The organism is Comamonas testosteroni TK102 (assembly GCF_000739375.1).
Lineage (GTDB): Bacteria > Pseudomonadota > Gammaproteobacteria > Burkholderiales > Burkholderiaceae_C > Comamonas > Comamonas brasiliensis.
On sequence record NZ_CP006704.1, the window covers coordinates 147,482 to 173,881 of the forward strand.

Sequence of the window (26,400 nt, forward strand, 5' to 3'; positions counted from 1 at the left end):
TTTCATGCATGAAATAAAGGGGCGAACCGGCTTGGTGCGAGATTGGCGGGCTGTGTGCACGCGCCTGGTGCGCGGATGCGGCTCATGCCCAAAGCCAGGGCATGAGGCTTACAGCAGCGGGCTCAAGGCGCCCAGCAAGTTGTCCCAGATGCGTTTCCACCAGCGAGTGGCACGCACCTGTTCCAGCGTCACCGCATCGGAATCGCGCAGATAGCTTTGCTGGCGCTGACGGATGGCCTGGGTAGTGGCTTCGTCGTGCAGCAACACATTGTTCTCGAAGTTCAGGTCAAAGCTGCGCAGGTCCAGATTCGTGGAGCCGATCAGGCTGACCGAGCCGTCCAGGCACAGGGTCTTGGCATGCAGCAGGCCGGGGCGGAATTCGTGGATATGGACGCCAGCGCTCAGCAGCCGCCAGTAGTGGCTGCGGCTGACGGCGCCGACGATCCAGGAGTCATTGCGGGCGGGCAGTATCAGGGTGACCTGCACCTGGCGCAGCGCGGCGGCGCACAACGCATCGAGCACCGTGCTGTCGGGTACGAAGTAGGGGGTGGAGATCACGACTTCGCGCTGCGCACAGGCCAGCAGGCAGGCAACCAGCTGGGGGGTCGAGCGTGCTCTTTCCGTCGGCCCTTCGGCAATCGCAACGGCATGGAAGCCGTCGTCAGCGGCAGCGCCGGCCTCGGCCTCGATGGCCGGTGGTGAAAGGCTGGCATCGGACTGCGCCCAGTCGCTGGCAAAAGCCTGTTGCATCTGCGTGACCACGGGGCCCTGCAGGCGCAGCATGATGTCCACCCAGGGGGCATAGCGAGCCTTGATGTGAAAGCCTTCGTCGGCGCAGTTCTGGCTGCCGCAATAGTTGATCCTGCCATCTATGAGCGTGATCTTGCGGTGGTTGCGCAGGTCGATGCGGCTGGTCAGCATGACCTTGAGCAGATTGCTGATGGGCAGGGCAATCGCCAGGTGCACGCCGGCCTGCCGCATCTGCTGCCAAAGTGGCGAGCGCGTCAGTGCGCGCGAGCCCAGTCCGTCGACCATGGCCCGGCAGGTCACGCCGCGCTGCGCGGCACGCATCAGGGCATGGGCCATATCGGTGCCGGTGCCGTCGTCCAGCCAGATGTAGTACAGCACGTTGATCTCGTGGCGTGCGGCATCCATGTCGGCCAGCATCTGCGCCCGGGCATGCGCGCCATCGCGCATCAGCTCGGCCCTGTGGCCGGGCAGCGGCATAAAGCCGTTGATGGACGAGGCATAGCGAAAGGCCGGCAGCCATTGACCGGGAATGGTCGGCAGTGCCTGCGGGCTGCGGTCGGCATCGGTAGCGGCGCTGCTGTGGGACTGGCAGAACTCGCGCACATTGAGTCTTCTGCGGCCTGGTACGCGGCCCAGGGCTACCTCGCCAAAAAGGTAGTACAGCAGGCAGCTCGCATAGGGCAGCAGCACGATGACCATGAGCCAGGCCAGGCGCACGTCGGGCCGCATGTCCCGGCGCAGCAGGATGCGCAGGCCGAAACCGGTGATCAGCAATACATGAAGAGTCAGCAGCAGCCAGGTCATGAATCAGTGCAGCAACGATGGACCTTGTCGAGCATAACGGGCTCAGGCCCAAGCACAAGCTGCAAGCCTTGATTCATATGCAACGAGCTTGAACTCTGTGATGAAAAAGCGCGGACTGCTATCAGTAATGCAGCGACAGAAGACAGACATGGCACTGGCATGGAACCTGCTTCCTTTTCTTGTCAAAGCAAACAAGCAGGGGGGAGTGCATGGAAATGGTGCCATTGACTGCCATCGACAAGGCAGATACCGGTTGGGTCATGGTTGCGTCGGCGCTGGTCTTGCTGATGACCTTGCCGGGCATCGCCCTGTTCTATGCGGGGCTGGTGCGTCGCAAGAATGTGGTCAACACCATGGTGGCCGTGTTCGCGGTGGCCTGTGTGGTGACCCTGACCTGGTTCGGCCTGGGCTACTCGCTGGCGTTTACGGCCGAGTCTCCCTGGCTCGGCAATCTGGGGCGCGCCTGGTTTGCCTCTTTGCACTTTGATGGCCGGCGCAGCGTGATCTCGGTCAGCCATCTGGCGCCGCATCTGCCCGAAGCGGCCTATGCCCTGTTCCAGGCCGCATTCGCCATCATCACCACCTCGCTGATCGTGGGGGCCGTGGTCGAGCGCATGCGCTTTGCGGCCCTGGTGGTGTTTGCCGCGCTGTGGAGCGTGGTGGTCTATGCCCCGGTGGCGCACTGGGTGTGGGAGAGCGGCGGCTGGCTGAACCAGCTGGGCGCACTGGACTTTGCCGGCGGTGCCGTGGTGCATGTGAACGCGGGTGTGGCTGCGCTGGTCTGTGCCTTCATGATGGGGCGCAGGCGTGGCTATGGCACCGAGCCCTTCGAGCCGCACAGCCTGGGCTGGACGGCCATGGGCACGGCGTTGCTGCTGTTCGGCTGGTTCGGCTTCAACGCCGGATCGGCCCTGTCCGCCGACGGGCGTGCAGCGCTGGCCTTTGTGGTCACGCTGGTGGCGGCCTCGGCCGCGGGGCTCGCATGGATGGTGGTGGAGTGGCTGGTGCGCGGCGCTCCGACCTTGCTGGGCCTGCTCTCGGGCATGGTGGGCGGACTGGTGGCCATCACCCCGGCTGCTGGCTTTGTGCAGGTGGGCAGTGCAGTGTGGATAGGCCTGATTGCGGGCGCTGTCTGCTTCTGGGGCGCAACCTGGCTCAAGCGCCGACTGGGGGTTGACGACTCGCTCGATGTCTTCGGCGTGCATGGCGTGGGCGGCATTGCCGGCTCCATCCTCACGGCGGTTTTTGCCGATCCCCTGATCGCGGGCACAGGCGCCACGGTGCTGAATCAGCTGATTGCGGTGGCGGCGGTGGCTGCCTACAGTGCCGCAGCCACGGCCGGGGTGCTGGTGCTGATCCGTCTGCTGATGCCGCTGCGGGTGGATGCCGTGCAGGAAATGGAAGGTCTGGATATCAGCCTGCATCTGGAGCGTCAGCACTAGTGATCCATCAAAGACAGGAGCGGTGTATGGAGGACAGCGAGCGAGTGGCAGTGGCCGCACATCTGCATGTGGTGTTGCGCCGCAAGACGGGCCGGGTGACCGATACCGAATGGATGGCGTGCAACCAGGCCTATGCACAGGCCATGGTGGCTATTGCGCTGGAGCATGCGCGAGAGCAACAGGACGAGGAGCTGGCGCGCCTGGCCCGGCGTCTGCAGGACAGCTGGAGCGGCGACAAGCCCCGGCATGCAGCGCCTGCCGAGACCGGGCAGAGCGATAGCTCGGTCACCACCAAGGCCGCCGAGATACTGCGCACCTCGGCACGCTATATCGGCGGGCTGCGCTGAGGCACAAGCCGGATCCGAGGCCGGGACGTCTTGCTGCCACGGATCATAATCCCTGTGATCCGTGGCAGTCCGCTGCAGCAGGCTGCGGCGGCAACGAGCCAGGCCTATTGCTTTTTCAGCTCGACAATATAGGCATCGCGGGCCTTTACGCCATCGGCCGTGAAGTCGGTGAACACGCCGTCAATGCCCAGACGGTAGTAAGCCAGATATTCCTGCAGCGGGTCGCCCTTGAAGATGCCCGCGAGCCGGCTGGCCTCGCTGCGGAAGGTGAAGCTGTGCACCACCAGGCCGGCCTTGTGCGCATTGGCGATCAGGCCGGTGTCCTTGAGCGTGTTGACGTCCTTGAGGCCTGCGCCGTCCTTGTAGGGAACGACGGAATGGGCCAGCACCTGGGGTTTCCAGGGACCGATGCCGTCGGCATAGGTCTTGATCTCGGCCAGGCCTGCCGGCGTCTGCATGACCGCGAAGGTGCGCGCATCGCCGGCCAGAGTCCAGCTATAGGGGCGGCCGCTGATGAAGGTCCATTCGTCGGCAGTGATATAGCCTACGGAGCCGTCCCTGAAGTTGTAGTCGTTGCCATCGATCAGCTGCACCCCCTTGGCCCGCATGCCTGCCTTGCGCAGATACTTCAGGCTTTCGGGGTCGAAGCTCTGGATATAGATGGGCGCTTCCTTGCGGTTGAGATTGTTCCTGTCGAGCAGCGCCATCACGGCGTCCTCGAAGGGGTGCTCACCCGTTCCGCAGCTGTTGGCAATGGCCTGCTGGTTGTTCCAGAAAGGGTTCTTGGTCTCGGCGTAGACGGCAATCGTGCGGCCTGCCGCCTTGCCCCTGGCGAGTGCGATATCGATCACATCCTGTGCGCTGATCAGTGGCAGCTTGCCGTTCCATTCGCTGGGGCGGTCGGCGCGGTTGTCCAGCGTGGTGCCGCCAAACAGCGTGCGCAGCTCATGCAGGGTGAAGTCCGAGATGGACCAGTCGCCGGTGTGGTCCTCGCCATCGACCACCAGAGCCTGCAGAACCGACTTCTGATTGTTCGGATCGATGCGGTCGCTCAGGTACTGCGCGGGGCCGTTGGCGGCAATGGGCGGGTACTTCACGTTGACCAGCACGCCGGGCGTGTTGCGCTTGCGGCCAGCCACATAGGCATTGATCTTGGCGACCTCGGCGATATTGGTGCTGTCGCTGAGCCAGGCGTTGTGGCGTGCCACCAGCTGGCAGTCGCGGCTCAGGTGCATGTCCAGCTCGATCATGTCGGCACCGGCATCGATGGCTTTCTCATACGCCATCTGTGTCTGCTCGGGGTACAGGCCCGAATAGCCGCGGTGGGCGATGACCTGGGGCTGCTTGCCGTCCAGCGTCAGAAACTGCGGTGCAGGTGCCGGCGTCGGGCCGTCTCCACCGCCACAGGCGCTCAGGGCAAGGGCGGCAAGCAAGGTCAGGGCAAAGACGGGGTGGGTAGGGGACATGGTTTCAGGCATGGATGGAGATCGCCTCATGCTTGCGGTTGTTGATGACGGTTGTGTGACCGTGCCCTCAGAGCATTTCACGCTCCGAAGCACAGGGCTGCGGGAGCAGCCCTGTGCGGGGTGCGGCTGTTACAGCCCCAGCTTCCTGGCGACGTAATCGGCATCCTTGTCGCCGCGTCCCGAGAGATTGACCAGAATATGCTGGTCCTTGCCGAGCCCCGGCGCTTCGCGCATGGCCCAGGCCACGGCGTGCGCACTTTCCAGTGCCGGGATGATGCCCTCCACACGCGACAGCGTCATGAAGGCATTCAGGCATTCCTTGTCGTCCACGGACTGGTAGTCCACGCGCCCTATGTCCTTGAGATAGCTGTGCTGCGGGCCCACGCCGGGGTAGTCCAGGCCCGAGGCGATGCTGTGCACGGCGGCCGGCGTGCCGTCGGCGTTCTCCAGCACATAGCACTTCATGCCGTGAATCTCGCCGGGCTTGCCAACCGACAGCGTGGCAGCATGGCGGCCGGGCTTGTCCACGCCTTCACCGGCAGGCTCCACGCCCACCAGATGCACGGACGCGTCACCCAGGAAGGCCGTGAAGATGCCCATGGCATTGCTGCCCCCGCCTACGCAGGCTGCCACATGGTCGGGCAGCTTGCCGTGCCGGGTCTGGAACTGTTCGCGAGCCTCACGACCCACGATGGACTGGAAGTCCCGCACCATCATGGGAAAGGGGTGTGGGCCGACCACCGAGCCAATCGCGTAAATGGTGTTGACGGGGTCCTGCAGATAGACCTCGAAGGCGCTGTCCACGGCCTCCTTCAGCGTGGCTGCGCCGCGCGTGACGGGCACCAGATTGCAGCCCAGAATGCGCATCTTGGTGACGTTGGGGTGTTCCTTCTCGATATCCACCTGGCCCATGTGAATCTCGCAGGGAATGCCCACCAGCGCACAGGCCGTGGTCAGGGCTACGCCATGCTGGCCGGCGCCGGTCTCGGCAATGACTTTTTTCTTGCCCATGAACTTGGCCAGCAGTGCCTCGCCCAGGCAGTGGTTGATCTTGTGCGCCCCCGTGTGATTCAGATCCTCGCGCTTGAGATGGATCTGCGCACCGCCCAGCTGATCGGACAGGCGTCTGGCGTGAAAGATGGGGCTGGGTCGGCCCACATAGTCGGCAAACAGTGCGGCCAGCTCGTCCTGGAAATCCTGGCGCTTGACGATCTCTTCATAGGCTGCGGCGATCTCGTCCATGCATTGCTTGAGCTCGGGTGGCACGAGCTGGCCGCCATAGGGGCCGAAGAAGCCCTGGGCATCGGGCATGGCTTGGGGGTTCTGGGTCATGGCTTGTCTCCTGGGGGGTGTGCAGCAAAGCTGCATTCATAGCACATGGCGGGCTTGGGGCGCTTGCAGGCAAGTCCCGATGGCAGAGTCGTGAAAAATGCCTGCAGCCCGCACGAAGAATATGCTGACAGCTATTGTTTTGATATTTGCGACGCCCTCTCTTGCTCTGAAACACAATAGCGACATGAAAGCCAGCTCAGCCCGCGATATTGTCTTTGCCCATGCTCTGGAAACCGCCGCTGCGCACGAGGCGCTGCCAACGGCCGAGCGCTGCACTGCCATCACGCAGGAGTGTCTGCACGCCCAGGGCAAGACCAGGGGCGGCGGCCGTGCGGCGTTCGAAAGCTTTCTGCAGGAGCGGGCGCAACGCGTGATTGCTGCGGCGCAGCTGCCTGCCGACATACGCGCGATGGCTCGGCAGCGCGCCGGCATTTCGCGCTGGATGGTGCTGGCCGTAATGGCTGCGGCGTTTGCGCTGGGTTTTGCGGGCCATGCGATCACCGACCCGCATCGGGTGGATCTGCTCTCTGCCTCCCTGATCGGTATCGTGCTGTGGAATCTGCTGGTCTATGCGCTGTTGCTGCTGACCTGGCTGCGCAGTCTGCTGCGGCGCAGGAAGATGGTGATTGCGCCGCTGCAGCCCGAACAGGGTCAGGGCGCTGGGGCAGCGCCCGGTGGCTGGCTGCAGAAGCTGCAGGCAAGGAAGTGGAGTGTTTCGCGCGGCACGGGGCTGCGCAGGATGGCGCTGAACTTCGAGCGCAACTGGTGGCAGGTCAACCAGCGGCCGCGCCATGCGCAATGGCTTGTGTGCCTGCATCTGGGGGCTGCCATGCTGGCGCTGGGCGCGCTGGCATCGCTATGGCTGACCGGCCTGACCAGGGCGTATCAAGTGGGCTGGGAGAGTACTTTTCTCTCGCCTTCCGCCGTGCAGACCTGTCTGAACCTGCTGTTTGCGCCGGTGCAGCATCTGCTGGGTCTGGCGCCGTGGAGTCTGGCCCAGATCCAGGCGCTGCAGGGCTGGTCGGCCGGTGATGCCGCAGATGCGGGGCCGCGCTGGGTGCAGCTCTACAGCTGGCTGCTGGGCTTGATGGTGGTGGCGCCGCGTCTGCTGCTTGCGCTGTGGCAGGGTGTCAGGGGCTGGTGGTTGAGCCAGCATCTGGCCTTGCCGCTGCAGCAGCCTTATTTCCAGAGGCTGCAGCGTGATTGGGCGGGACGCGCCACGGCGCTGCTGGTGCAGCCCTACAGCCTGGACATCACGCCCGAGCGCGAAGCCGCCCTGCGCAACCATGTGGCGCAGAGCTACGGCGCTGGGGCGCAGCTTGCGCTGCTGCCGGTGCTGGCCTATGGATCGCCATTGCCGGATGCTTCGGCCATTGACGCACAGCAGGTGCTGCTGCTCAACCTGGCTGCCACGCCCGAGGCGGAAATCCATGGCGTGCTGCTGGCGCAGGTATTGAACCGCTGGGGCGCGCAGACCGATGTGTGGCTATGGGCGGCGGACTTTCGTGCGCGCAACAGCGGTGCCCCGGCGCGCGTGCAGGAGCGCGAGCAGCTGTGGCGGGAATTTGTGCGCAGCGCGGGATTGAACGCGACCCTGGTGCCCGGCGCAGGAGTGTGATGATGAGCGAGAGCAAGGAACTGGTTCCGATCGACCGCAGCGTTCAGTGGTGTCTGCTGTCGCACACCAATATCGGCAAGACCACGCTGACCCGTACGCTGATGGCCGACGACGTCGGCGAGATTGACGATGCCGCCCATGTGACCACGCAGTCACAGCGCTATCTGCTTCAGAAAACGCAGCAGGGTGATGAGCTGTGGCTTTGGGACACACCGGGTTTCGGCGACTCCGTGCGGCTCTATGAGCGCCTGCGGCAGCAAGGCAATCCGCTGGGCTGGTTTCTCAGCAATGTCTGGGATCGGTGGCGCGACAAGTCTTTTTACCTGAGCCAGCGTGCCCTGCTCGCCGCGCGCGACCATGCGGATGTGATGCTCTACCTTGTCAACGCGGCAGAAGACCCGGCCGATGCCGGCTACTGGAGCGCCGAGATGAACATACTGGCCTGGCTGAACAAGCCGGTCATCGTGCTGCTCAACCAGATCGGCAGCGACACCACGGCCGCTCAGACGCAGCAGGATCTGCGGCGCTGGCAGCAGGCGACGCAGAGCTTTCACAGCGTGGTGCGCGACGTGCTCGTGCTCGACGCCTTCACGCGCAGCTGGTGGCATGAGCGCAGGATGATGCAGAGCATTGCGCCACTGTTGCCTAGCTCCAAACAGCCCGCCTATCAGCGTCTGCTGGAGCAGCGGGCCTGGCAGCAGCAACAGCGCGAGCAGGCGAGCCTGGCGGTCATGGCAGAGCAATTGCTGACGGCTGCGGGGCTGCATGAAAAACTCGATCCCGAGCAAGGCCGGCTGCTGGCGCGTGCCTGGCAAAGCCTGAGCCAGCTCACCGCCAAGCTGGGCAAAGCGGCAGAGGGTGAAGAGCGGCTCGGAGCCCAGGCCAAGGCGGCCGTGCAGCGGCTGCTGCAGACTTTGCGTCAGGCCGATGTGCAGGCCACGCAGCGCTTGCTTGAGATTCATGGACTCGACGGTCAGGCGGCCAGTCAGATTCAGGAGCAACTGCGCAGTCAGCTTCAGATCACCACGCCTGTGGATGCGCAGGCAGCCAGCTTGTGGGGGGCGTTGACTGCCGGTGCAGCCACAGGACTGGGGGCCGATCTGATGGCCGGAGGCTTGACGCTGGGTGCCGGTGCCCTGGTGGGCGCGCTGCTGGGGGCTCTCACCTTTGGCGGGGCTGCCTGGGGAGCGAACAAGATGTTCGACCAGGAGCAGCAGAGCTTTCGACTTTCTGGCGACTATCTGAACGCCAGCGTGAGCCAGGTACTGCTCAAGTACCTGCTGATCTCGCATTTTGGCCGCGGTCGCGGGCGTTACACCAGCCCGGCGGCGCCCAGCCAATGGAGTGAGCTGGCCCAGCTCACGGTGCAGGCACATGCTGCGCAATGGGCGGCACTCTGGGCGCAGTTGCGCGAAGCAAATGCCGCAGGGACGTCCACCGATGCGCAAAGAGTCGCCATCATGGAGCTGCTCTCGCAAAGCCTGCAGCAGATCATGGCCGATCTCTATCCGGGGCTGAACGCGGACTCCGGAGTCAGAGGCGCGGAAAGCGCACCGTAAACAGGGCACCGCCACGCTCGGAGACGCCCGTGCTGACGGTGCCGCCCTGGGAGGTCACCAGAGCCTTGACGATGGACAGGCCCAGGCCCGAGCCTTCCCGGCGACGCTTGCCCGGGGCCTGGACAAAGCGCTGGAAAGGATGGGCCTGGACCTCGGTCGCAAGTCCGGGGCCCGCATCGCCCACTTCCAGGATCACCCATGACTGGTTCTGGTGGTCGGAGCTCGCATGCACCCGGATGCTCAGCCAATGGCCGCTGCTGGCATGGCGCAGCACATTGCTGATCAGGTTGGTGGTGATCTGGCGCAAGCGGTCGGTGTCGGCTTTGATGTCGGTGCTGCCATCGCCGTCCTGCATGGGCAGATCCAGTGACAAGGTCATGTCCAGTTTTTGCAGCTGCGGGTGCAGCTCCTCGACGACATCGCCGACCAGTGTGGCGAGGTCTATGCGTTCCTTGCGCAGGGACAACTGTCCGGCGTCGGCCATGGACAGGGTGTGCAGGTCGCCGACCAGCCGTCCCAGGTGCTCGACCTGGGCCAGCAGCGTCTTCATTTCGGCCTGGCTGGAGTCGATGACGCCGTCGCAGATCGCATGCAGTCTTGCCTGCAGCACCGTCAAAGGGGTGCGCAGCTCATGGGAGATGGAGGCGGCCGTGGCCAGCCGCTCCGCTTCCAGGGTCTCCAGCGAATCGACCATGCCGTTGAAGGCATCGATCATTTCTGCCATCTCTCCATGGGCATTGCCCTTGACGGCTCTGGAGGCCAGGTCGCCGCGCTCCACGCGCGCAGCCACTTCCACCATGGAGGCCAGCGGACTGGTGATGCGGCGGGAGATCCAGAAACCCACGGCCATGCCGAAAGGCAGGCTGACGGCCAGACCGATGACCAGCGACCATTTCTCGCCGAACAGGCGGTCGCCTTCCCAGTACTCGGAGTAGATCTGCAAGGCTCTGGGGCTGTCCTCCAGATCCTGGGACTTCAGCGCTTCCAGCTCGGTCTTGACGGGGCTTGGCAGGTGGCGATAGAACTCGCGGTACTGCAGCTCGGAAAACGCCAGCACGCCAATCGCCAGCGAGGCAATGGCCAGCAGCACGGCCGCCGTGATCCACAGACCAAAGCGGACCCAGATGCGGTTCAGTCCCAGGGCCATAGACGATAGCCAATACCGCGCACGGTCTCGATCAGTCCGTCCTGTCCGGCCAGTTGCAGCTTGCGGCGCAGCTTGGAGAGATGGGAGTCGATCACCCGCTCCAGCGCGTCGCTTTCCGGCAGGCAGTTCTCAATCAGGTAGGCGCGTGAAAAACAGCGGCGCGGCTGGGCCGCCAGACAGGCCAGCAGCCGAAATTCAGTGAGCGTCAGCGCCAGGGGAACGGCCTGGCCCCCATCGTCGTAGACGGCTGCGCTATGGGCTTCCACGTCGATCTCTATCGGTCCGACGCGGATGGGGGCTGCCACCGGAGCAGGCTTGGCCTGGGTGCGGCGCAGCACGGCACGCACCCGTGCCACCACTTCGGGAGGGTTGAAAGGCTTGACCACATAGTCGTCCGCCCCCAGGCGCAGTGCCAGCAGCTTGTCCACATCGTCGGCCAGGGCCGTCACCATGATGACGGGGACATCGCTGTCGTTGCGAATCATGCGCAGCACATCCACGCCATCGACCTTGGGCAGATGGATGTCGAGCAGCACCAGGTCCGGGCGCAGCTGGCGAAAGCTCTGCAGGGCCTCCTCGCCGTCCTGCGCCATGCGAATGCGCAGTCCGTCGCGCTCCAGATAGGCGCTGAGCACGCCGGCAATGGCGGGTTCGTCTTCGACTACAAGCACCAGGGGCGTGGAAGCAGGTTGAGCAAAAGTAGCCATGGTTTTGTGTGCAGCAAAGTCATGCATCTGCGGGACTCCCTGAATCTTGTTGTTTGCACATTATGTGCGTTGCCGCTGCAATCAACGAATGGCGGCGGCTCTCCATAATTCCTACATAAACCCTGCAATCTGGCGAAAGCTTGCTGCCGTCCAATGGCGAGGATGGAAAGCTGTTTCCGCTTTCTGCAGGTTCCCGGGTGACACCTATAGCTTGAGCCAACTGCGCTGTGATATTTCCCTCCCACGTCTCGCGTCTTCGCATGGGCAGCCTGTGTCTGTGTGCCTTGTCGTTGCTGGCAGGCTGTGCTGCGCCCGAGGCAGTCAGGCTGGACCGGACCACGCCACCGCAGTGGCAGCAGCAGGCGTCGGCTCAGAAGTCGGACTCTGCGGAACTGGCACGCTGGTGGCGTGCCTGGAATGACCCCGCGCTGAATGCGCTGGTGGACGAGGCGCTGTCCCAGAACCTTGATGTGGCCCAATCCGTGCTGCGCCTGCGTCAGCAGCGCTTGCTGGCAGGCACGGCCGATGCGGCTTTTCGCCCCACGGTCAATACCGGAGCGCGGACCCTGCAGGATATTGCGGCAGTTGACACCTACTTTCATGCCAGCATCGATGTGAGCTGGGATCTGGGCCTGTTTGGCGACTCCGCCGCAGCACGCCGTGCAGGCGCGGCCGGCGTGCTGGACGCGCAAGCCCAGCTGCATGCGGCGCGGGTGGCCCTGGTGGCCGATGTGGTGCACCGCTATCTCGATATCCGGCTGGCCCAGGTGCAGCGCGGTCTCGCCGAAAAGCAGTTGCAGCAGGCACAGCGACAGCTGCAGCTCCTGCAGGTTCGGCATGCGCAGAGACTGGCGGATGCCCAGTCTCTGGAGCAGCAACAGCTGCAGCTGCGCACCGCAGAGTCCCAGCTGTCCACCCTGAACGAAGCCCAGGTGCGTGCCGCCCATGCGCTGGCAGCCCTGCTGGGGCGCGAGCGCGCCGAGCCGCAATGGCTGCAGCCCAGTGCCGATGCCGGGTTGCCCGCAGTGCAGGCACTTGCCGTGCTGCCGGCAGACCTGCTGCGCAATCGCCCCGATATTCAAAGTGCCGAGGCTGCGGTGGAGCAGGCCGCGGCCGAGGTCGGCGTGTCGCGCGCGGCGCTCTATCCGCGGCTGACCCTGACGGGGTCCTTGCTGTATGCCTACAACCTGACGCGCAATCACCGCACGACTTCGGACTCCATCCCCATGGTCGGTCCGCAGATCGATATTCCGCTCTTTGACTGGGGTCGCCGCCGTGCCGTCGCGGACGGCAAGGAGCTGGCCCTGCAGGCCAGCATCAAGGCCTACCGCCAGGCTGTGCTCAACGGTATTGCCGAGGCGGAATCGGCGCTGGCGGCGGTTGCCGCCCAGCAGCAAAGGCAGCAGCAGCTGCAGTCCGAGAGGCAGATCCATGCCGGGCGCGAGAAGGCCCAGGCAGTGCGTCAGCAACTGGGCCTGTCCAGCGAATTTGCGGGTATCGACAACGCCCGCGCCAGCCTGCTCAACCAGAGCGAGCTGGCAACTGCCAGGGCTGCCGAGGCGCTGGCCTATGTGGCGCTCTACAAGGCCGTGGGTGCTGCGCCCATCGATGCCGCGGTCTCCGAGGTCCAGCCATGATTGCCCTGGCGCGCAAGACGCTGATCTATGAGTGGAGGCGCTTTGTCCCCTCGGTGTTCGCCGTGGGCTTTTCGGGCGTTCTGCTGGCCATGCAGGCCGCCCTGGTGCTGGGCATCTTCGGCTCTGCAGCGATCTACGTGACGGCTTCTTCAGCCGATCTCTGGGTGGGCTATCCGGGTACGCAAAGCGTGAACTTCGGGCGCAATATCGGCAGCGATGTGGAGATGCGCCTGCGCATGGACCCCGATGTCGCGGCCGTTGAGTCCTATGTCTGGGTCGATGGCGACTGGCGTGCGCGCGCCGGCGCCCAGGGCGCGACCGGAGGTGGCGTCTCGGTCTATCTCTCGGGCGTCAGCACTGCGGACAACTCCATGATGTTCACCAAGGTGCTCGCCTCCTGGCAGCGACAGCTGCTGCGCGAGCCCGGGGCCGTGATTGTGGACAGGGCGGACCTGGGGACTCTGGGTGCGCAGGAAGGCAGTACGGCCTGGATCAACAACCATGCGGTCAAGATCGTGGCTGCCGTCGACGGCTTGCGCGGGCTGGGCGGCGTCAACGTGATCGCCTCGCTCAGCACGACCCGCGAAATTGCAGAAACCAGTGCTGAGCATGGCAGCACCTATTTTGTGGCGCGTCTCAAGCAAGAAGCCAAGGCAGGCGAGGCCCAGGCGAGATTGAGCCGCTCCAGCAGCAGCTTCGGCCCGTACGAGGTCTGGACGGCGGATGCCTTTGCGCGCCGCTCCCAGCGTTACTGGATGCTCGATACCGGCGCCGGTGCCGGCGTGCTCTTCATGGCCGTCATCGTCTGCCTGGTGGGCGCCATCGTGACCAGCCAGTCGCTCAAGGCGGTGGTGGCAGGATCCGCCCGCGAGTATGCGGTGCTCAATGCCCTGGGCGTGAGCCGGGCAGCCCTGGGCCGCGTGGTGGTAGAGCAGGCCTGCTGGATTGGCGGTCTGGGCTTCGTGCTGGCGGCATTGGCCAGCGCGGTGCTGCTCAGCATTGCATCCGCCTATCGGGTCCCTGTGGCCCTCAACCTGTCCGCGGTACTCGCCTGCGGCTTTCTGGTGGCCGTGCTGTCGCTGCTGTCGGGTCTGGGCGCCATGCGCAGCCTGCTGCGTGCCGACCCGGCAACCCTGTTGCGTTAAGGCCTGAAACATGCCAGCCGAGACCATGGAACGCGTCAAAACACCTGTAGCCAAGGATGCTGTGCCCAGCCTAGAGGCCGTGCGCCTCGACAAATCCTTTGTGTCGGGCATCGTCCAGGTGCATGTGCTGCAGGGGCTGTCCGTCAGCCTCTATGCGGGCGAGCTGAGCCTGATTTCCGGCCCTTCGGGCTGCGGCAAAAGCACGCTGCTGTCCCTGATGTCGGGACTGCAGAAGCCCGATGCCGGCCATGCGCTGGCACTGGGCGAGGACCTGGCCAAGCTCGGTACGGCGGCATTGGAGAAATTTCGTCTGCGGCATACGGGCTTCGTCTTCCAGGGCTTCAATCTGTTTCCGGCCCTGACGGCACTGGAGCAGGTGCAGCTGCCACTGGGCTATATGGGCCTCAAAAGCGCCGAGACATTGCGCCGAGCCAAGGAGGCGCTCGATGAAGTGGGGCTCTCGCACCGCAGTCATATGCGCCCGGCCCAGCTGTCGGGTGGCGAGAAGCAGCGCGTGGCCATCGCACGTGCCATGGCCAAGCAGCCCCGTCTGCTGTTCGCCGACGAGCCCACCAGTGCGCTGGATGCCGAGAGCGGCCAGCGCGTCATCGACTTGCTGCACCGTGCAGCGCGCACGCACGGCACCACGGTGCTCTGCGTCAGCCATGACCCGCGTCTGGTGCGCCACGCCGATCGTGTGCTGGGCATGGAAGACGGCGCCATTCGCAGCGACTGGCGCCAGAACAGCCCCATCAAGGAATAAACATGAACCCAAGCCCATTTCGTCTCAGCATTGTGTCGGGCGCGCCGCTGCTGGCGGCGGCCGTGCTGATGCTGGGCGGGTGCTCTCCGTCTCAGGACGCGGCCTCCGTGGTCACACCGGCTGCAGCCCAGACCAAGCCTCAAAGCCAGGTGGCGGTTGCGCGCGGCAAGATCGACGTCGAAGGCGGTCTGCTCGATCTTTCGTCGACCGCATCGGGCGTGGTGCAGCAATTGCTGGTCAAGGAAGGTCAGAGCGTGCAGAAAGGCCAGCTGGTGCTGCGTCTCGCAGACGATGCGGCGCGCGCCGATCTGGCGGTGGCGGAGTCCGAGCTGCAACTGGCACAGACCAAGCTCAAGACGCGCCAGGATCGCCTGCCCGCGCTCAAGGCCACGCTGACGCGCTGGCAGGCCGCAGCCAAACAGGGAGCGGCGGATCTGCAGAGCGTGGACGAAGCCGTGCAGGCCCTGCGTGACGCACAGTCCGAAGTGGATATTGCGGCTGCGGAAGTCACGGTCGCCAAGCGCAAGGCCGAGCAGCTGCGGGCTCTGCTGCAGCGCCACGAGCTGCGTGCGCCCGAGGCCGGCGTCGTGGTGCGCCTGCTGGCCCAGGGCGGCAGCATGCTGCAAAGCGGTAGCCCGGTGGCGGTGCTGCTGCCCAAGCGGCCCCTGATCGTGCGGGCCGAAGTCAACGAAAGCTATGTGACGGCGATTCGCGAAGGCATGAAAGCCCAGGTGGTCGTTGACGCAGACGGCAGCGCTGCCCGCCAGGAGTTTCCCGCTGCGACCGTGCTGCGCATCAGTCCCGTCTACGGTACGGCCCGGCTGCAGGACGACGCGCAGCGCGGCCCGGTAAGAGTTGTGGAATGCGTGCTGGCATTTGACCAGCCGCCCGCCAATGTCAAGGTCGGTCAGAACGTGAGGGTCAGTTTCCATGAATAAGCGCATTCAGATTTTCCCGTCGCCTGCAGGTACAGCTTCGACCGGCTGGATGGTGCAAAGCGATTTCGACGGCACCATCAGCCTGCTGGACGTGACCGATACCCTGCTCAACCGCTTTGGCAAGCCAGGCTGGCAGGAGCTGGAAGACGCCTGGGAGCGTGGCGAGATCGGCTCGCGCGAATGCATGAAGGGTCAGGTGGCTTTGCTGGACATGAGCGAGGCAGAGCTGCAGAACCATCTGGACGGTATCGAGATCGACGCGCACTTTGCCGGCTTCGTGGCTGAGGCCAGGTTGCATGGCATCAAGGTGCAGGTCGTCAGCGACGGCATCGACTATGCGATTCGCCATGTGCTCGCACGCCACGGCCTCGGGGATCTGGAAGTCATCGCCAATCATCTGGTGCAGACGGGCGAGCGCAGCTGGCGACTGGATTCGCCCTGGGCCAGCAATCGCTGCACACGGGCCAGCGGCAACTGCAAGTGCGAGCGCCTTGCCGAGCAGCAGGCGGTGCATGGGCGGGTGCTCTACATCGGCGACAGCACGTCGGATTTCTGCGTTTCCGGCAAGGCTGACTTTGTGCTGGCCAAGTACAAGCTCATCGACTATTGCGAGAGCCAGGGGATTGCCCATGCGCGCTTCGAGCATTTTGCGCAGGCCACCCAGCTGCTGGAGCAGGTCCTGCTCGGCATGGAGCAGACTGCATGAATGCCGCCGATGGATTGGGGCTGCTGCAGCAGCCGGATTGGCAGCAGCTGTGTGTGACGCCGCATGAGTTCGTCATGCCCGGCGAAGGCCGCAATGCCCGTACGGGCGTGCTGCTGATTCATGGCCTGACCGGCACGCCTGCCGAGATGCGCCTGCTCGCCAAAGGTCTGAACAAGCAGGGCTTCACGGTCTACGGGGTGCAACTGGCAGGACATTGCGGCAGCATGGAAGACCTGGTGGCCGCGCGCTGGACGGATTGGCTGGCAAGTGTGGAGTCGGGTCTGCAGCGCTTTTCGCTGCATGTGGACCATGTGGTGGTCGGCGGTCTGTCCATGGGGGCGCTGCTGTCGCTGGCCGTGGCAGAGCGCCATCCCGACAAGGTGGCCGGCGTCTGTGCGCTGTCCACCACCTTCCGCTATGACGGCTGGAGCATTCCGGCCTATACCAAGCTGGCGTTCCTGCTGCCGCTGTTCCGCCTGCTGGGCATCGGTCGCAACAGCGTCTTCATGGAGGCGCCGCCCTACGGCATCAAGGACGAGGCCTTGCGCGCGCGCGTGGTCGAGCAGATGAACAGCGGCGACAGCTCTGCTGCGGGTCTGCCCGGCAATCCCTGGTGGAGCGTCATCGAGCTGCGGGCCCTGTCTGCGAATGTGCAGACCCGACTGGCGCAGCTGCGCTCGCCCTGTCTGGTCATTCATGCCCGGGAAGACGATATTTCTTCGGTCAGCAATGCCCACGATATCCAGCGCGGCGCGGTCAACGCCCATGTCGACCTGGTGCTGCTGGACAATTGCTATCACATGATCACCATCGACCGCGAGCGCCGTACCGTGATTGCCAAGCTCAACGAATTCATCGCGCGCATTGCCAGCTCGGCGGCGCCTGCCAGGGGTGCGAATGGGTAGTGATCTCTCGCCCCTGGTGGTGACGTTGTGGATACTCAATGTGCTGGTGGACAGTGGCGGACAGCTGGCTTTCAAGGCCGCGGCCAGTGAGCCCGGGCATCGCAATGGCACGCAGCGTTGGCGCTTCATGCTGGCCAGGCCCTGGCTGTGGGTGGGCATTGCCTGCTATGTCGCGGAGTTTCTGGTCTGGCTGGCGTTTCTGTCGCTGGTGCCGCTGTCGGACGGGGTGCTACTGGGCTCGATCAACATCGTTGCCATCATGATTCTGGGCCGGGTGCTGTTTCGTGAAAAGCTCGCGCCCATGCGCGTGGCCGGCATCGTGCTGGTGTCCATAGGCGTGGCCATCGTTGGATTGCATTAAGGGCCGTCGGCTATGAAGCGTTTTTACATTGTCGGCTTTCTGGTACTCATGGCCTTTGACACGCTGGCGCAGCTCAGCTTCAAGCAGGCTGGTGATTCCGCATTGCCGCTGGAGTTCTCGACCGGCTGGCTGCTGCGCGTGTTCAGCCAGCCCTGGATCTACGGTGCCTTCGTGGGCTACATCGGGGCCTTTTTCACCTGGATGAGCCTGCTCAAGCACGCTCCCATCGGCCCGGCATTCGCCGCCTCGCATCTGGAGATCATCTCGGTGCTGGCGATCTCGTACTGGCTGTTCAACGAGCCCATTGGCTGGCCGCAGATCATTGGCTGCCTGTTCATCGTGGCCGGCATCATGTGCCTGGCCGTGAGCGAGAAGCCAGAGGCCGAGCAGGCCGCCTGAAATGCGTCAGCCCACCGTGCCGCCAACGGCAGGCCTGCCACTGCAGATCGGCGATCTCTGGCCCTCGGGGGCGGGCAGCCTGGCAGCGCAGCTGGCCGCGTGGCTGGGCGTGGAGGAGGTGCAGCTCGAATGCTCGGGCACCTCGGCCCTGATGGTGGCTCTGCGCAGCCTGCAGGCCCTCAGTCCGGGGCGCAGCGAGGTCGTCGCACCGGCCTATACCTGTCCGCTGGTGGCGCTGGCGATTGCGCAGTGCGGGCTGCAGCTGCGCCTTTGCGATCTGCGCGCCGATGCGCTGGACATGGACCCGGTCTGCCTGCGGCAGCTGTGCAGCGACCGCACCCTGGCCGTGCTACCAACCCACCTGTGCGGGCGTGTTGCCGATGTGGACGCCGCCATGCAATGTGCGCGTGCCGTGGGCGCCTATGTGATCGAGGATGCGGCACAGGCGCTTGGAGCGCGCAGCGACGCAGTTTCGGTGGGTCTCAAGGGCGATCTCGGCTTTTTCAGCCTGGCCGTGGGCAAGGGGCTGAGCACTTTTGAAGGCGGCGTGCTGGTGGCGCGCGAGCCCTCCATGCGTGCCGCGCTGCGCGCCGCTGGCACCGCCACGCGCTTCAGCCCCTGGTGGGAGCTGCGCCGCAGCATCGAGCTGCTGGGCTACGCCATGCTCTACCGGCCCGCGGGGCTGCGCATGGCCTATGGCAAGCCGCTGGAGAAATCACTGTCTCGCGGTGACTGGGTGGAGGCCGCAGGGGATGACTTCGACGATCTCATTCCGCAGCACCGTCTGGGGCGCTGGCGCCAGAGTGTGGGTGCCAAGGCATTGCGGCGGCTGGCGGCATTTCAGCAGCAGACCTCCGCGCAGGCCGGCCTGCGCATCGCGCAGCTGCAGGCCTTCGGGCTGGAGGTCGTGCAGGATGCCGTGCCCGGGGCGCAGGGCGTGTGGCCGGTGATCTTGCTGCGCATGCCCAGCCAGAAGGCAAGGGATGCCGTGCTGCGCGCGCACTGGGATGGTGGTTGGGGTCTGTCCCTGCCTTTTGTCCATGTGCTGCCCGACTATGGCCGCTACGACCATGTGCTGGGTGCTGCGCGGGGCGACACCGTCGGCCAGGCACGTGACTGGGCGCAGCGCCTGCTGGCCATCAGCAACAGCCCGTGGCTGGATGAGGCACGGTTTGCCCAACTGGCGGGCCACCTCCGGTCCGTGGTTCAGCGTGCCTGACTCTCATAAAACAATAGCTGCTTACGCTTGATATAAAAAGATTTCAGGCCGTATTGATGCTGAAATCAATGGCAGTCAAGCGGTAGATGCTTTGATTTTTGCGGCGCCCGCCATGGCGGGCGCGGTCAGGCCCAGGGCCGCCTCCCGGCTTTTGAGTGCCCCTTCGCGCTGGTGCACATAGTCGCGCGTCAGCGGCACGGCATCCTGCCTGCGCGCCAGCTGAACCTGGAAGATGGCGATGTCCTGGTAGCGGAACGCGGTTTCCGACATCGACAGATAGAACTCCCACATGCGGCAGAAGCGCTCGTCATACAGCGCTGCGGCTTCGGCGCGGCGGGCCATGAAGCGCTCGCGCCACAGGCGCAGGGTCTGGGCATAGTGCAGGCGCAGCACCTCGATATCGCAGATCACCAGCCCCGCGCGCTCTATGGCCGGCGTGAACTCCGACATCGACGGAATATGGCCGCCAGGAAAGATGTAGCGCTCTATCCAGGGATTGTTGAAGTCGGGTACATCGCTGTTGCCTATGAAGTGCAGCAGCATCACGCCATCCTCGCTGAGCAGCTCATGGCATTTGCGGAAGAAGGCGTCGTGGAATTTCGTGCCCACATGCTCGAACATGCCGACAGAGACGATGCGCTCGAACGGCCCCTGTGTATCGCGGTAGTCTTGCAGCCGGTACTCCAGCCGTTCACCATGGATGGACTGCGAGGCCCTGGACTGCGCGCCGGCCAGTTGCTCCGTGGACAGCGTGATGCCGGTGACATGGTCGGCGCCGGCCACCTCGGCCAGATAGCGCGAGAGACCGCCCCAGCCGCAGCCGATGTCTAGCACGCGCTGGCCCGGCTCGATCAGCAGCTTGGCGGCGATATGGCGCTTCTTGGCCAGCTGTGCCGTTTCCAGGTCTTCATTGCCCTGCTCGAAATAGGCGCAGGAGTATTGGCGCTCGCTGTCGAGAAACAGCTGATAGAGCCGGTCGTCCAGATCGTAGTGATGCGCCACGTTGGCACGCGATTTGCCGCGCAGATTGTTCTGCAGCAAGGGCCGCAGCTTCATGCGCCAGGCATCGAGCATGCGCACCGTGGCGCTGACAGGCACATGCCTGGCGCCGCGCAGCACCAGCTCCAGCACGTCGTAGACCGTGCCTTGCTCGACCAGCAGGCGCTGCTGCATGAACAGCTCGCCAAAGTTGAGGTCGGGGTCGCGCAGCAGCGCAAGGACGGCGCGTCTGTCGGCAAAGCGCAGGCGCGCCTGGGGCTGGCCGCCGTCGCCGAAGATCAGCGCCTTTCCTGAAGGAGTGATGACTTCGAGCCGTCCCGTGGTGACCAGAGGTGCAAATGCCTGTTGCAGCAATTTTTCGGTCAACCGATCCAGCATGTCAGCTCCTTGAAGCGAAGTGTTGAAAAGTGGTCGGTGAAATCGCCCTAACTCGCGCTGCTGAGCGCTATGCGCTGTATCAGCCGCTGGTTCAATGCATGTTGCCCGGCCTGCCAGCCGGCCAGCGTAGCGGCGTCAATCTGTGTGTCCTGGCCGTCGCCCGCGCTCATCAGTCGTTTCCACCAGGTGCCATAGTGCCATGACGACACGTCGCCCGTGATGTCACTGCCCGCGATCTGTCCGCGCAGCGCATCGATCAGCTGCACGGCCTGCTCTTGCAGCATCCGGCCCTGGTCCCAGTTGGTGCGCACGACTTCGGCGGCGAACACATCCTTGTCTATGCTCAGATACGTGTCCTGCGGCCAGTCATGCAGATGGCTGGACAGCGCATGTACCAGCTCGGAGATATCGGCAAAGCTGCGAAACGCCTTGCCCGCGCCCACGCGCCTGGCCCAGCCGGTGTCCACGCCGCAGCTCCAGTAGGTGAGCTTGCCGGCGCGCAGCGGACGCAGATAGTTCTCCCAGGCGTGGGCCGAGCCTATGTCCTGCGAGGTAATGCCTGCCACATGAACCTGCGACACGGCGGGGTGCATGGCCACGCGCCGCACCCAGGAGCCGCAGTGCACACCCCAGGGAAAGCGCATATTGTCGGGGTGGTTGTCCAGCACCACCACGCGCAGCGGATGCTTGGCACTGAAGCCCTTCTGGGCGATGCAGCGCTCGATCAGCGGCCAGCTCAGATGGTGAAAGTCGCCGCTGCCCATGAGCACGGTGCCGTGCTGCGCGGGCAACTGCTCCTGCATGGCCTGGCCGAAGCGCCTGAAGCTGCGCAGTCCGCAGCCAAAGCGCACCAGCTCCTGCCAGTCGGCCAGCGGCAGGCGCTTTTCTTGCGCGAGCGGGCCTACCGATCCATCGACATCCAGCACCACAGGTGTTTGTTGCATCATGGCTTGTCGCCCCACTGGCTATCACTTTCAAACAGGCCGGAGAAACGTCGCCCCAACGCGCGCAGCACGGGGTTGCGGATGAAGACCAGATGCTGCGTCATGGTGAAGCTGGCACCCAGCTGGGCCTTGACTTCCGGATCGGTCCAGCCTGCCACATAGTGGGAAAGACCCCGTTCGAGTGCGTACTCGAGATTGACCATCCAGCTCACGAAATAGAGATTCGCCTCACGCGCTGCCGGGTAGGACAGGCCTATGTATTTGTCGATCAGCCTGCCGTCATGCTCGAAGCACAGGTTCCAGCCCAGCAGAGCATCGCTTTGCCGATCCCGATACTCGAACACCATGCCGCCGTTGTCCGCATCGCGCAGCAAGCCGGCCAGGAAGGCGCGCGAGAGCTTGTCGAAATGGATCTCGCTTTGCGCATACACCGCCTCGAACAAGGCGTAGCAGGCGTCGACCAGGGCATCGTCGGCAAAGGCCGCACCCGTCGGCAGGCGACGAATGTCCAGCCCGGCGCGGCTCTTGAGCTTGCGCCTGAGGCTGCTGCGGCGGTTCTTGGACAGGCCGGCCAGATACTCATCGGTGCTGGCAAAGCCAATAGGTACATAGGCCAGCGCCTGGCCTTCCAGCGCCACAAAGCCCTGCTCCGCCAGCGCCTGCGACAAGGCCCTGGCAAAGTCATTGTCCCAGGCGCTTAGCAGGGGCGATGCCTGCGGCAGATCCTTGACGATGGTGAGCATGGTCCGGCCTGCAACGGCGCGCAGTTGCCGCGCCAGCGTGGCGGCCTCCACGCCCTGGGGCAGGGGCGCATACTCGCTGACCGTGCTGCCGATGAAGTCCGTCTTCAGCCTGAGCCTGGTGCTCAGCCAGCGCCCGCCCGGCCACGACAAAAGACGCGCCTTGAGCGCGTCATCTGCGGTGGTCAGCAAATCGAAGGGGGCGGTGAATGCTGGCACCGGCCATTCCTTCAGCAAGGCAAAGCCTTCTGGAGGATGGTTGGTGAACTGCTGCAGCAAGCCACGGGGTTCGAGCTGGTTGCGGAAATTTTCCGTCGCCATTTCGCCTTTTTGTAGTCGGTTTTGATGGCGCCTGAGTGTGTCTGCAGCGCAGAAAACTGGCACAACCCAAGCAAGAGACAGCGAGGCTGTCGTCCCCCTCCCGAAGAGAGAGGGGGAAGCGGTGGGGCCGTCTAGGCCAAGCCGCTCAGGGGGTTACGCCTTTTTGGCCTTGGTCAGCAACTGATCCAGCAGCACCATGGCTTCGTCGATCTCGCTGCGCGAAATCATCAGCGAAGGAGCGAAGGTGATCACGTTCTTGTAGTAGCCGCCCACGTCCAGCACCAGGCCGCGCTTCTGGCCCTGGTATTCCAGACCGCCTTCGAGGCCGATGTCCACCATCTTGTCCAGCAGCGCCTTGTTGGGCGTGAAGCCGTCTTCGGTGCAGATTTCGGCACGCAGCGCCAGGCCCAGACCGTCCACATCGCCGATTTCCTTGTGGCGCTTCTGCAGCTCCTTGAGGCCTTCGAGGAAGTAGGCACCCGATTCGCGCACCTGACGGCCAAAGTCCATCTCGTGGGTCATCTTCATGACTTCCAGGCCCAGGGCCGTACCCAGCGGGTTGGAGGCAAAGGTGGAATGGGTGGAGCCGGGCGGGAACACCGTGGGGTTGATCAGCTCTTCGCGAGCCCACAGGCCGGACAGCGCATTCAGACCATTGGTCAGGGCCTTGGCAAACACCAGTACATCGGGCTGGATGCCGAAGTTTTCCACCGACCACAGCTTGCCGGTACGCCAGAAGCCCATCTGGATTTCATCGACCACCAGCAGTACCCCGTGGTCGTCCAGCACCTTCTTCAGGCCGGTAAAGAAGTTGGCAGGCGGGATCACGTAACCACCGGTGCCCTGAATGGGCTCGATGTAGAAGGCTGCGTATTCGCACTGGTTGGTCTTGGGGTCCCAGACCGCGTGGTATTCGTTTTCGAACTTGCGACGGAAGTCGGCCACGATGGATTCCGCGTACTCCTCTGCCGTCATGCCCTTGGGGCGGCGGAAGGGGTAGGGGAAGGGGATGAACTGCGCGCGGTCGCTGAAGTGGCCGAAGCGGCGGCGATAGCGGTAGCTGGAGGTGATCGAGGAGGCGCCCAGCGTACGGCCGTGATAGCCGCCTTCGAACGCGAACATCAGGCTCTTGCCGCCGCTGGCGTTGCGCACGACCTTCAGCGAGTCCTCGATGGCTTGCGCGCCGCCCACGTTGAAGTGCACGCGGCCGTCATGGCCCCATTTGCGCTTGGCGTCTTCGGCGATGAACTTGGCCAGTTCGATCTTGGTGGGGTGCAGATACTGGCTGGCCACCTGGGGCAGCTCCTGCAGCTGTTCGATCATCTTGGCTTCAAGACGCTTGTTCTTGTAGCCGAAGTTGACGGCCGAATACCACATCTGCAGATCGAGGTAGGACGTGCCGGCATCGTCGTACATATAGCTGCCTTCGCAGCCCGTGAAGATCTTCGGAGGATTGACGTAGTGGACGGTGTCGCCAAACGAGCAGTATTTGGCTTCGTCAGCCAGCAATTGGGCAGTATTGATCACAGCAGAAAGCGCTCCGCAAAAATGGATTCGGTCAACGGTATGCGGCAGCAGTGTGCGTTTGCAATATTTCCGGGCTGTCGAGCATTTGTGTGGGAATTGTGGAGAGGTTCCTATTGCCGGCTTCCTGCGGCATCAGGGACTTGAAACCGGCATAGCAGCTCTCCCGCTGCGGTTTCTGCAGGCCCAAGACCCCGGGGCCGAGTCGCCACCGGCTGGCCAGGTGGCGCGGAGGCTGCTGTGGCGGGCCGATCAGCCCAGGGCCACCACGCGCAGTACCTCGGCTCCATAGGCATCGAGCTTCTTGGCGCCCATGCCGCTGACGCCCTGCAGCTCCTGCAGGCTCTGGGGATTGAGTTCGGCGATCGATGCCAGCGTGGCGTCGTGGAAGATCACATAGGCCGGCAGATTGTGAGACTTGGCCACTTCGGCGCGCCAGGCCTTGAGGTTGATGAAGCGAACCTGTGCATCGGGGCCCAGATTGACCGCAGCCGCATTGGCGGCGGACTTCTTGCTCTGCTTCTTGCTGCGTGAAGCGGCCACGGCCTCGCGCAGCTGCACCTGTATCTCGCCCTTGAGCACGGCACGCGAGCCTGCGGCCAGACACAAGGTGTCAAACACATGGCCGCTGTTTTCGCTCACTACCTTGTGCAGGCCCAGGGCCCCCGTGGCCAGCAACTGGCGCATCACGGCGCGCAGCTGCGGCTCCGAATAATCCTTGCCGATGCCGAAGGTGGACACCTTGTCGTGCCCGTACTGGGTGACCTTGTCCGTCTCCTTGCCACGCAGCACGTCCATGATGTGGCCCGCGCCATAGGTCAGGCCGCTGGCCTCGTGCACGCGGAAGATGGTGGAAAGCAGCTTGCGCGCCGCATCGGTGCCGTCCCAGAGCGCCGGCGGCTCCAGGCAGTTGTCGCAGTTGCCGCAATGGGTGCGGGCAACGGCCTGCAATGGCTTGCCGTCCAGGCTGGGCTCCTGTCCATACTGCTCGCCAAAATAGGCCAGCAGGCGCACACGGCGGCAGTCCGTGGCCTCGGCCAGACCGAGCAGGGCATCGAGCTTGCCGCGCATCACCTGCTTGAACTGTTCCTCGGCCGGGCTTTCGTCGATCATGCGGCGCTGGTTGACCACGTCGCTGAGGCCGTAGGCCATCCAGGCATCGGCGGGCAGGCCGTCGCGGCCCGCACGGCCGGTTTCCTGGTAGTAGCCCTCGATGTTCTTGGGCATGTCCACATGGGCCACAAAGCGCACATCGGGCTTGTTGATGCCCATGCCGAAGGCAATCGTCGCCACCATGACCACGCCGTCCTCGCGCAGGAAGCGGTCCTGGTGGTTCTGACGCATGTCCTGGGGCAGGCCGGCGTGATAGGGCAGGGCATTGATGCCGTTCTGCACCAGGGTCTGGGCCAGTTCCTCGACACGCTTGCGCGACTGGCAATAGACCACGCCGGCTTCGCCCTCGTGCTCGCGTTCGATAAAGCGCAGCAGCTGGTTGCTGACATCCTTTTTCTCGGCGATCCGGTAGCGGATGTTCGGGCGGTCGAAACTGCTGATGAAATGCTGGGCCGCTTCCAGCTGCAGGCGCTCGATGATGTCGGCGCGCGTCAGCGCATCGGCAGTGGCCGTCAGCGCGATGCGCGGCACATCGGCATAGCGCTGGTGCAGCACGCTCAGCGCGCGGTATTCGGGGCGGAAATCGTGTCCCCACTGGCTCACGCAATGCGCCTCATCGATGGCGAACAGCGACAGCTTGCCCTGGGCGTGAAGGTCGTCGAGCAGACCCAGAAAACGTGGCGTGTTCAGCCGCTCGGGCGCGGCGTAGAGCAGGGTGATGTCGCCGCTTTGCAGGCGCAGCTCCACCTCCTGCGTCTCGTCGTAGCTCAGGGTTGAGTTCAGATAGGCGGCGCTGATGCCAGCCTCATGCAGTGCGCCGACCTGGTCGTGCATGAGCGCGATCAGCGGCGAGACCACGATCGTCACGCCATGGCCGAGCTGCTGGCGCGCAATGGCCGGAACCTGGTAGCACAGCGATTTGCCGCCGCCCGTGGGCATGAGCACCAGCGCATCGCCGCCGTTGATGACATGCGAGACGATGGCCTGCTGGGGGCCACGGAATTGCTCGTAGCCAAAAACGGCTTGCAGAATGGATTGCGCGGAAGACACCGGGTACTCTTGAATCGATAGCTGGTAGCGCTTGCTGTATATGGGTTTGAGGTAGATTTGACCTCAGATGCAAGCATCAGGACTGG

At 64.4% G+C, this 26,400-nt stretch carries 23 protein-coding genes; 13 read left to right on the forward strand and 10 right to left on the reverse strand.

Features of this window, described 5'->3' with window-relative positions:
• Nucleotides 1-108 precede the first annotated feature (108 nt).
• Nucleotides 109-1,554, reverse strand: coding sequence for a cardiolipin synthase (cls, locus tag O987_RS00630; RefSeq protein WP_043370450.1), 1,446 nt, complete (start codon nt 1,552-1,554; stop codon nt 109-111).
• Nucleotides 1,555-1,763: 209 nt separating this feature from the next.
• Here cls and O987_RS00635 point away from each other — a divergent pair, with 209 nt between their 5' ends.
• Complete coding sequence (locus tag O987_RS00635) at nt 1,764-2,996, forward strand: ammonium transporter (RefSeq protein WP_043370451.1); 1,233 nt, start codon at nt 1,764-1,766, stop codon at nt 2,994-2,996.
• Between the two features lie 26 nt (nt 2,997-3,022).
• Nucleotides 3,023-3,343, forward strand: a complete 321-nt coding sequence (locus tag O987_RS00640; RefSeq protein WP_043370452.1) for a hypothetical protein — start codon at nt 3,023-3,025, stop codon at nt 3,341-3,343.
• Between the two features lie 104 nt (nt 3,344-3,447).
• Here O987_RS00640 and O987_RS00645 read toward each other — a convergent pair whose 3' ends face one another.
• Together O987_RS00645 and trpB are read right to left on the reverse strand one after the other, a co-directional pair.
• Nucleotides 3,448-4,821, reverse strand: coding sequence for a glycerophosphodiester phosphodiesterase family protein (locus O987_RS00645; RefSeq protein ID WP_080731418.1), 1,374 nt, complete (start codon nt 4,819-4,821; stop codon nt 3,448-3,450).
• Between the two features lie 117 nt (nt 4,822-4,938).
• Nucleotides 4,939-6,141, reverse strand: coding sequence for a tryptophan synthase subunit beta (gene trpB / locus O987_RS00650; RefSeq protein ID WP_043370453.1), 1,203 nt, complete (start codon nt 6,139-6,141; stop codon nt 4,939-4,941).
• Nucleotides 6,142-6,325: 184 nt separating this feature from the next.
• Between trpB and O987_RS00655 the strand changes: the two genes are divergently transcribed.
• Nucleotides 6,326-7,759: a DUF2868 domain-containing protein gene (locus O987_RS00655; protein WP_043370454.1), complete on the forward strand. Its 1,434-nt coding sequence runs from the start codon at nt 6,326-6,328 to the stop codon at nt 7,757-7,759.
• Nucleotides 7,759-9,318 carry a DUF3482 domain-containing protein gene (locus O987_RS00660; protein ID WP_200879584.1) on the forward strand — a complete coding sequence of 520 codons (1,560 nt, stop codon included), beginning with the start codon at nt 7,759-7,761 and terminating at the stop codon, nt 9,316-9,318. Before O987_RS00655 ends, O987_RS00660 begins: the two co-directional genes overlap by 1 nt.
• Here the strand turns inward: O987_RS00660 and O987_RS00665 are convergent.
• Entirely contained in the window at nt 9,293-10,465 is a 1,173-nt protein-coding gene (locus O987_RS00665; RefSeq protein WP_019043079.1) for a sensor histidine kinase, read from the reverse strand. The genes O987_RS00660 and O987_RS00665 overlap by 26 nt on opposite strands.
• A complete protein-coding gene (locus tag O987_RS00670; RefSeq protein ID WP_419177850.1) occupies nt 10,450-11,199 on the reverse strand; it encodes a response regulator in 750 nt (249 codons plus the stop codon). The genes O987_RS00665 and O987_RS00670 overlap by 16 nt, the downstream gene beginning before the upstream one ends.
• A gap of 233 nt (nt 11,200-11,432) precedes the next feature.
• Between O987_RS00670 and O987_RS00675 the strand changes: the two genes are divergently transcribed.
• The 9 genes from O987_RS00675 to O987_RS00715 are packed head-to-tail and all read left to right on the forward strand — an operon-like array spanning nt 11,433 to nt 19,245.
• Nucleotides 11,433-12,809: an efflux transporter outer membrane subunit gene (locus O987_RS00675; RefSeq protein WP_043370456.1), complete on the forward strand. Its 1,377-nt coding sequence runs from the start codon at nt 11,433-11,435 to the stop codon at nt 12,807-12,809.
• Nucleotides 12,806-13,954 (forward strand): FtsX-like permease family protein, encoded by a 1,149-nt coding sequence (locus tag O987_RS00680; protein WP_043370457.1) that lies wholly within the window; start codon nt 12,806-12,808, stop codon nt 13,952-13,954. The genes O987_RS00675 and O987_RS00680 overlap by 4 nt, the downstream gene beginning before the upstream one ends.
• Nucleotides 13,955-13,964: 10 nt before the next feature.
• Complete coding sequence (locus O987_RS00685; protein ID WP_051962100.1) at nt 13,965-14,717, forward strand: ABC transporter ATP-binding protein; 753 nt, start codon at nt 13,965-13,967, stop codon at nt 14,715-14,717.
• A gap of 2 nt (nt 14,718-14,719) precedes the next feature.
• Entirely contained in the window at nt 14,720-15,655 is a 936-nt protein-coding gene (locus O987_RS00690) for an HlyD family secretion protein (RefSeq protein ID WP_043370459.1), read from the forward strand.
• The gene (locus O987_RS00695; RefSeq protein ID WP_043370460.1) at nt 15,648-16,361 is read left to right on the forward strand and encodes an MtnX-like HAD-IB family phosphatase; all 714 of its coding nucleotides are present in this window, start codon (nt 15,648-15,650) and stop codon (nt 16,359-16,361) included. The genes O987_RS00690 and O987_RS00695 overlap by 8 nt, the downstream gene beginning before the upstream one ends.
• On the forward strand, nt 16,358-17,266 hold the full coding sequence (locus O987_RS00700; protein WP_043370461.1) for an alpha/beta hydrolase: 909 nt from the start codon (nt 16,358-16,360) through the stop codon (nt 17,264-17,266). Before O987_RS00695 ends, O987_RS00700 begins: the two co-directional genes overlap by 4 nt.
• The gene (locus O987_RS00705) at nt 17,259-17,627 is read left to right on the forward strand and encodes an EamA family transporter (protein ID WP_043002901.1); all 369 of its coding nucleotides are present in this window, start codon (nt 17,259-17,261) and stop codon (nt 17,625-17,627) included. Before O987_RS00700 ends, O987_RS00705 begins: the two co-directional genes overlap by 8 nt.
• A gap of 12 nt (nt 17,628-17,639) precedes the next feature.
• Complete coding sequence (locus O987_RS00710) at nt 17,640-18,026, forward strand: DMT family transporter (protein WP_003069549.1); 387 nt, start codon at nt 17,640-17,642, stop codon at nt 18,024-18,026.
• A 1-nt stretch (nt 18,027) separates the two neighbouring features.
• A complete protein-coding gene (locus O987_RS00715; protein WP_043370465.1) occupies nt 18,028-19,245 on the forward strand; it encodes a DegT/DnrJ/EryC1/StrS family aminotransferase in 1,218 nt (405 codons plus the stop codon).
• A gap of 75 nt (nt 19,246-19,320) precedes the next feature.
• On the opposite strand, the gene O987_RS00720 is transcribed toward O987_RS00715, so the two are convergent.
• The 5 genes from O987_RS00720 to recQ form a co-directional block, all read right to left on the reverse strand.
• Nucleotides 19,321-20,622 (reverse strand): SAM-dependent methyltransferase, encoded by a 1,302-nt coding sequence (locus tag O987_RS00720; protein WP_043370467.1) that lies wholly within the window; start codon nt 20,620-20,622, stop codon nt 19,321-19,323.
• A gap of 47 nt (nt 20,623-20,669) precedes the next feature.
• The gene (locus O987_RS00725; RefSeq protein WP_080731419.1) at nt 20,670-21,569 is read right to left on the reverse strand and encodes a hypothetical protein; all 900 of its coding nucleotides are present in this window, start codon (nt 21,567-21,569) and stop codon (nt 20,670-20,672) included.
• Nucleotides 21,566-22,627: a peptidogalycan biosysnthesis protein gene (locus O987_RS00730; protein WP_043370469.1), complete on the reverse strand. Its 1,062-nt coding sequence runs from the start codon at nt 22,625-22,627 to the stop codon at nt 21,566-21,568. Before O987_RS00730 ends, O987_RS00725 begins: the two co-directional genes overlap by 4 nt.
• 153 nt (nt 22,628-22,780) lie before the next feature.
• Entirely contained in the window at nt 22,781-24,154 is a 1,374-nt protein-coding gene (locus O987_RS00735) for an aspartate aminotransferase family protein (protein ID WP_003059716.1), read from the reverse strand.
• 249 nt (nt 24,155-24,403) lie between these two features.
• Nucleotides 24,404-26,314, reverse strand: a complete 1,911-nt coding sequence (recQ, locus tag O987_RS00740; protein ID WP_003059714.1) for a DNA helicase RecQ — start codon at nt 26,312-26,314, stop codon at nt 24,404-24,406.
• Nucleotides 26,315-26,400 lie beyond the last annotated feature (86 nt).

What these genes read in the sequence shown, in the direction of transcription:
- O987_RS00665 (WP_019043079.1), bottom strand. Translation starts at nt 10,465, where the DNA reads ATGGCCCTGGGACTGAACCGCATCTGGGTCCGCTTTGGTCTGTGGATC.
- O987_RS00715 (WP_043370465.1), top strand. Translation starts at nt 18,028, where the DNA reads ATGCGTCAGCCCACCGTGCCGCCAACGGCAGGCCTGCCACTGCAGATC.
- O987_RS00705 (WP_043002901.1), top strand. Translation starts at nt 17,259, where the DNA reads ATGGGTAGTGATCTCTCGCCCCTGGTGGTGACGTTGTGGATACTCAAT.
- O987_RS00700 (WP_043370461.1), top strand. Translation starts at nt 16,358, where the DNA reads ATGAATGCCGCCGATGGATTGGGGCTGCTGCAGCAGCCGGATTGGCAG.
- trpB (WP_043370453.1), bottom strand. Translation starts at nt 6,141, where the DNA reads ATGACCCAGAACCCCCAAGCCATGCCCGATGCCCAGGGCTTCTTCGGC.
- O987_RS00635 (WP_043370451.1), top strand. Translation starts at nt 1,764, where the DNA reads ATGGAAATGGTGCCATTGACTGCCATCGACAAGGCAGATACCGGTTGG.
- O987_RS00690 (WP_043370459.1), top strand. Translation starts at nt 14,720, where the DNA reads ATGAACCCAAGCCCATTTCGTCTCAGCATTGTGTCGGGCGCGCCGCTG.
- O987_RS00720 (WP_043370467.1), bottom strand. Translation starts at nt 20,622, where the DNA reads ATGCTGGATCGGTTGACCGAAAAATTGCTGCAACAGGCATTTGCACCT.
- O987_RS00680 (WP_043370457.1), top strand. Translation starts at nt 12,806, where the DNA reads ATGATTGCCCTGGCGCGCAAGACGCTGATCTATGAGTGGAGGCGCTTT.
- O987_RS00660 (WP_200879584.1), top strand. Translation starts at nt 7,759, where the DNA reads ATGATGAGCGAGAGCAAGGAACTGGTTCCGATCGACCGCAGCGTTCAG.
- O987_RS00685 (WP_051962100.1), top strand. Translation starts at nt 13,965, where the DNA reads ATGCCAGCCGAGACCATGGAACGCGTCAAAACACCTGTAGCCAAGGAT.
- O987_RS00710 (WP_003069549.1), top strand. Translation starts at nt 17,640, where the DNA reads ATGAAGCGTTTTTACATTGTCGGCTTTCTGGTACTCATGGCCTTTGAC.
- O987_RS00730 (WP_043370469.1), bottom strand. Translation starts at nt 22,627, where the DNA reads ATGGCGACGGAAAATTTCCGCAACCAGCTCGAACCCCGTGGCTTGCTG.
- O987_RS00645 (WP_080731418.1), bottom strand. Translation starts at nt 4,821, where the DNA reads ATGCCTGAAACCATGTCCCCTACCCACCCCGTCTTTGCCCTGACCTTG.
- O987_RS00655 (WP_043370454.1), top strand. Translation starts at nt 6,326, where the DNA reads ATGAAAGCCAGCTCAGCCCGCGATATTGTCTTTGCCCATGCTCTGGAA.
- O987_RS00675 (WP_043370456.1), top strand. Translation starts at nt 11,433, where the DNA reads ATGGGCAGCCTGTGTCTGTGTGCCTTGTCGTTGCTGGCAGGCTGTGCT.
- O987_RS00725 (WP_080731419.1), bottom strand. Translation starts at nt 21,569, where the DNA reads ATGATGCAACAAACACCTGTGGTGCTGGATGTCGATGGATCGGTAGGC.
- O987_RS00670 (WP_419177850.1), bottom strand. Translation starts at nt 11,199, where the DNA reads ATGCATGACTTTGCTGCACACAAAACCATGGCTACTTTTGCTCAACCT.
- O987_RS00695 (WP_043370460.1), top strand. Translation starts at nt 15,648, where the DNA reads ATGAATAAGCGCATTCAGATTTTCCCGTCGCCTGCAGGTACAGCTTCG.
- cls (WP_043370450.1), bottom strand. Translation starts at nt 1,554, where the DNA reads ATGACCTGGCTGCTGCTGACTCTTCATGTATTGCTGATCACCGGTTTC.
- O987_RS00640 (WP_043370452.1), top strand. Translation starts at nt 3,023, where the DNA reads ATGGAGGACAGCGAGCGAGTGGCAGTGGCCGCACATCTGCATGTGGTG.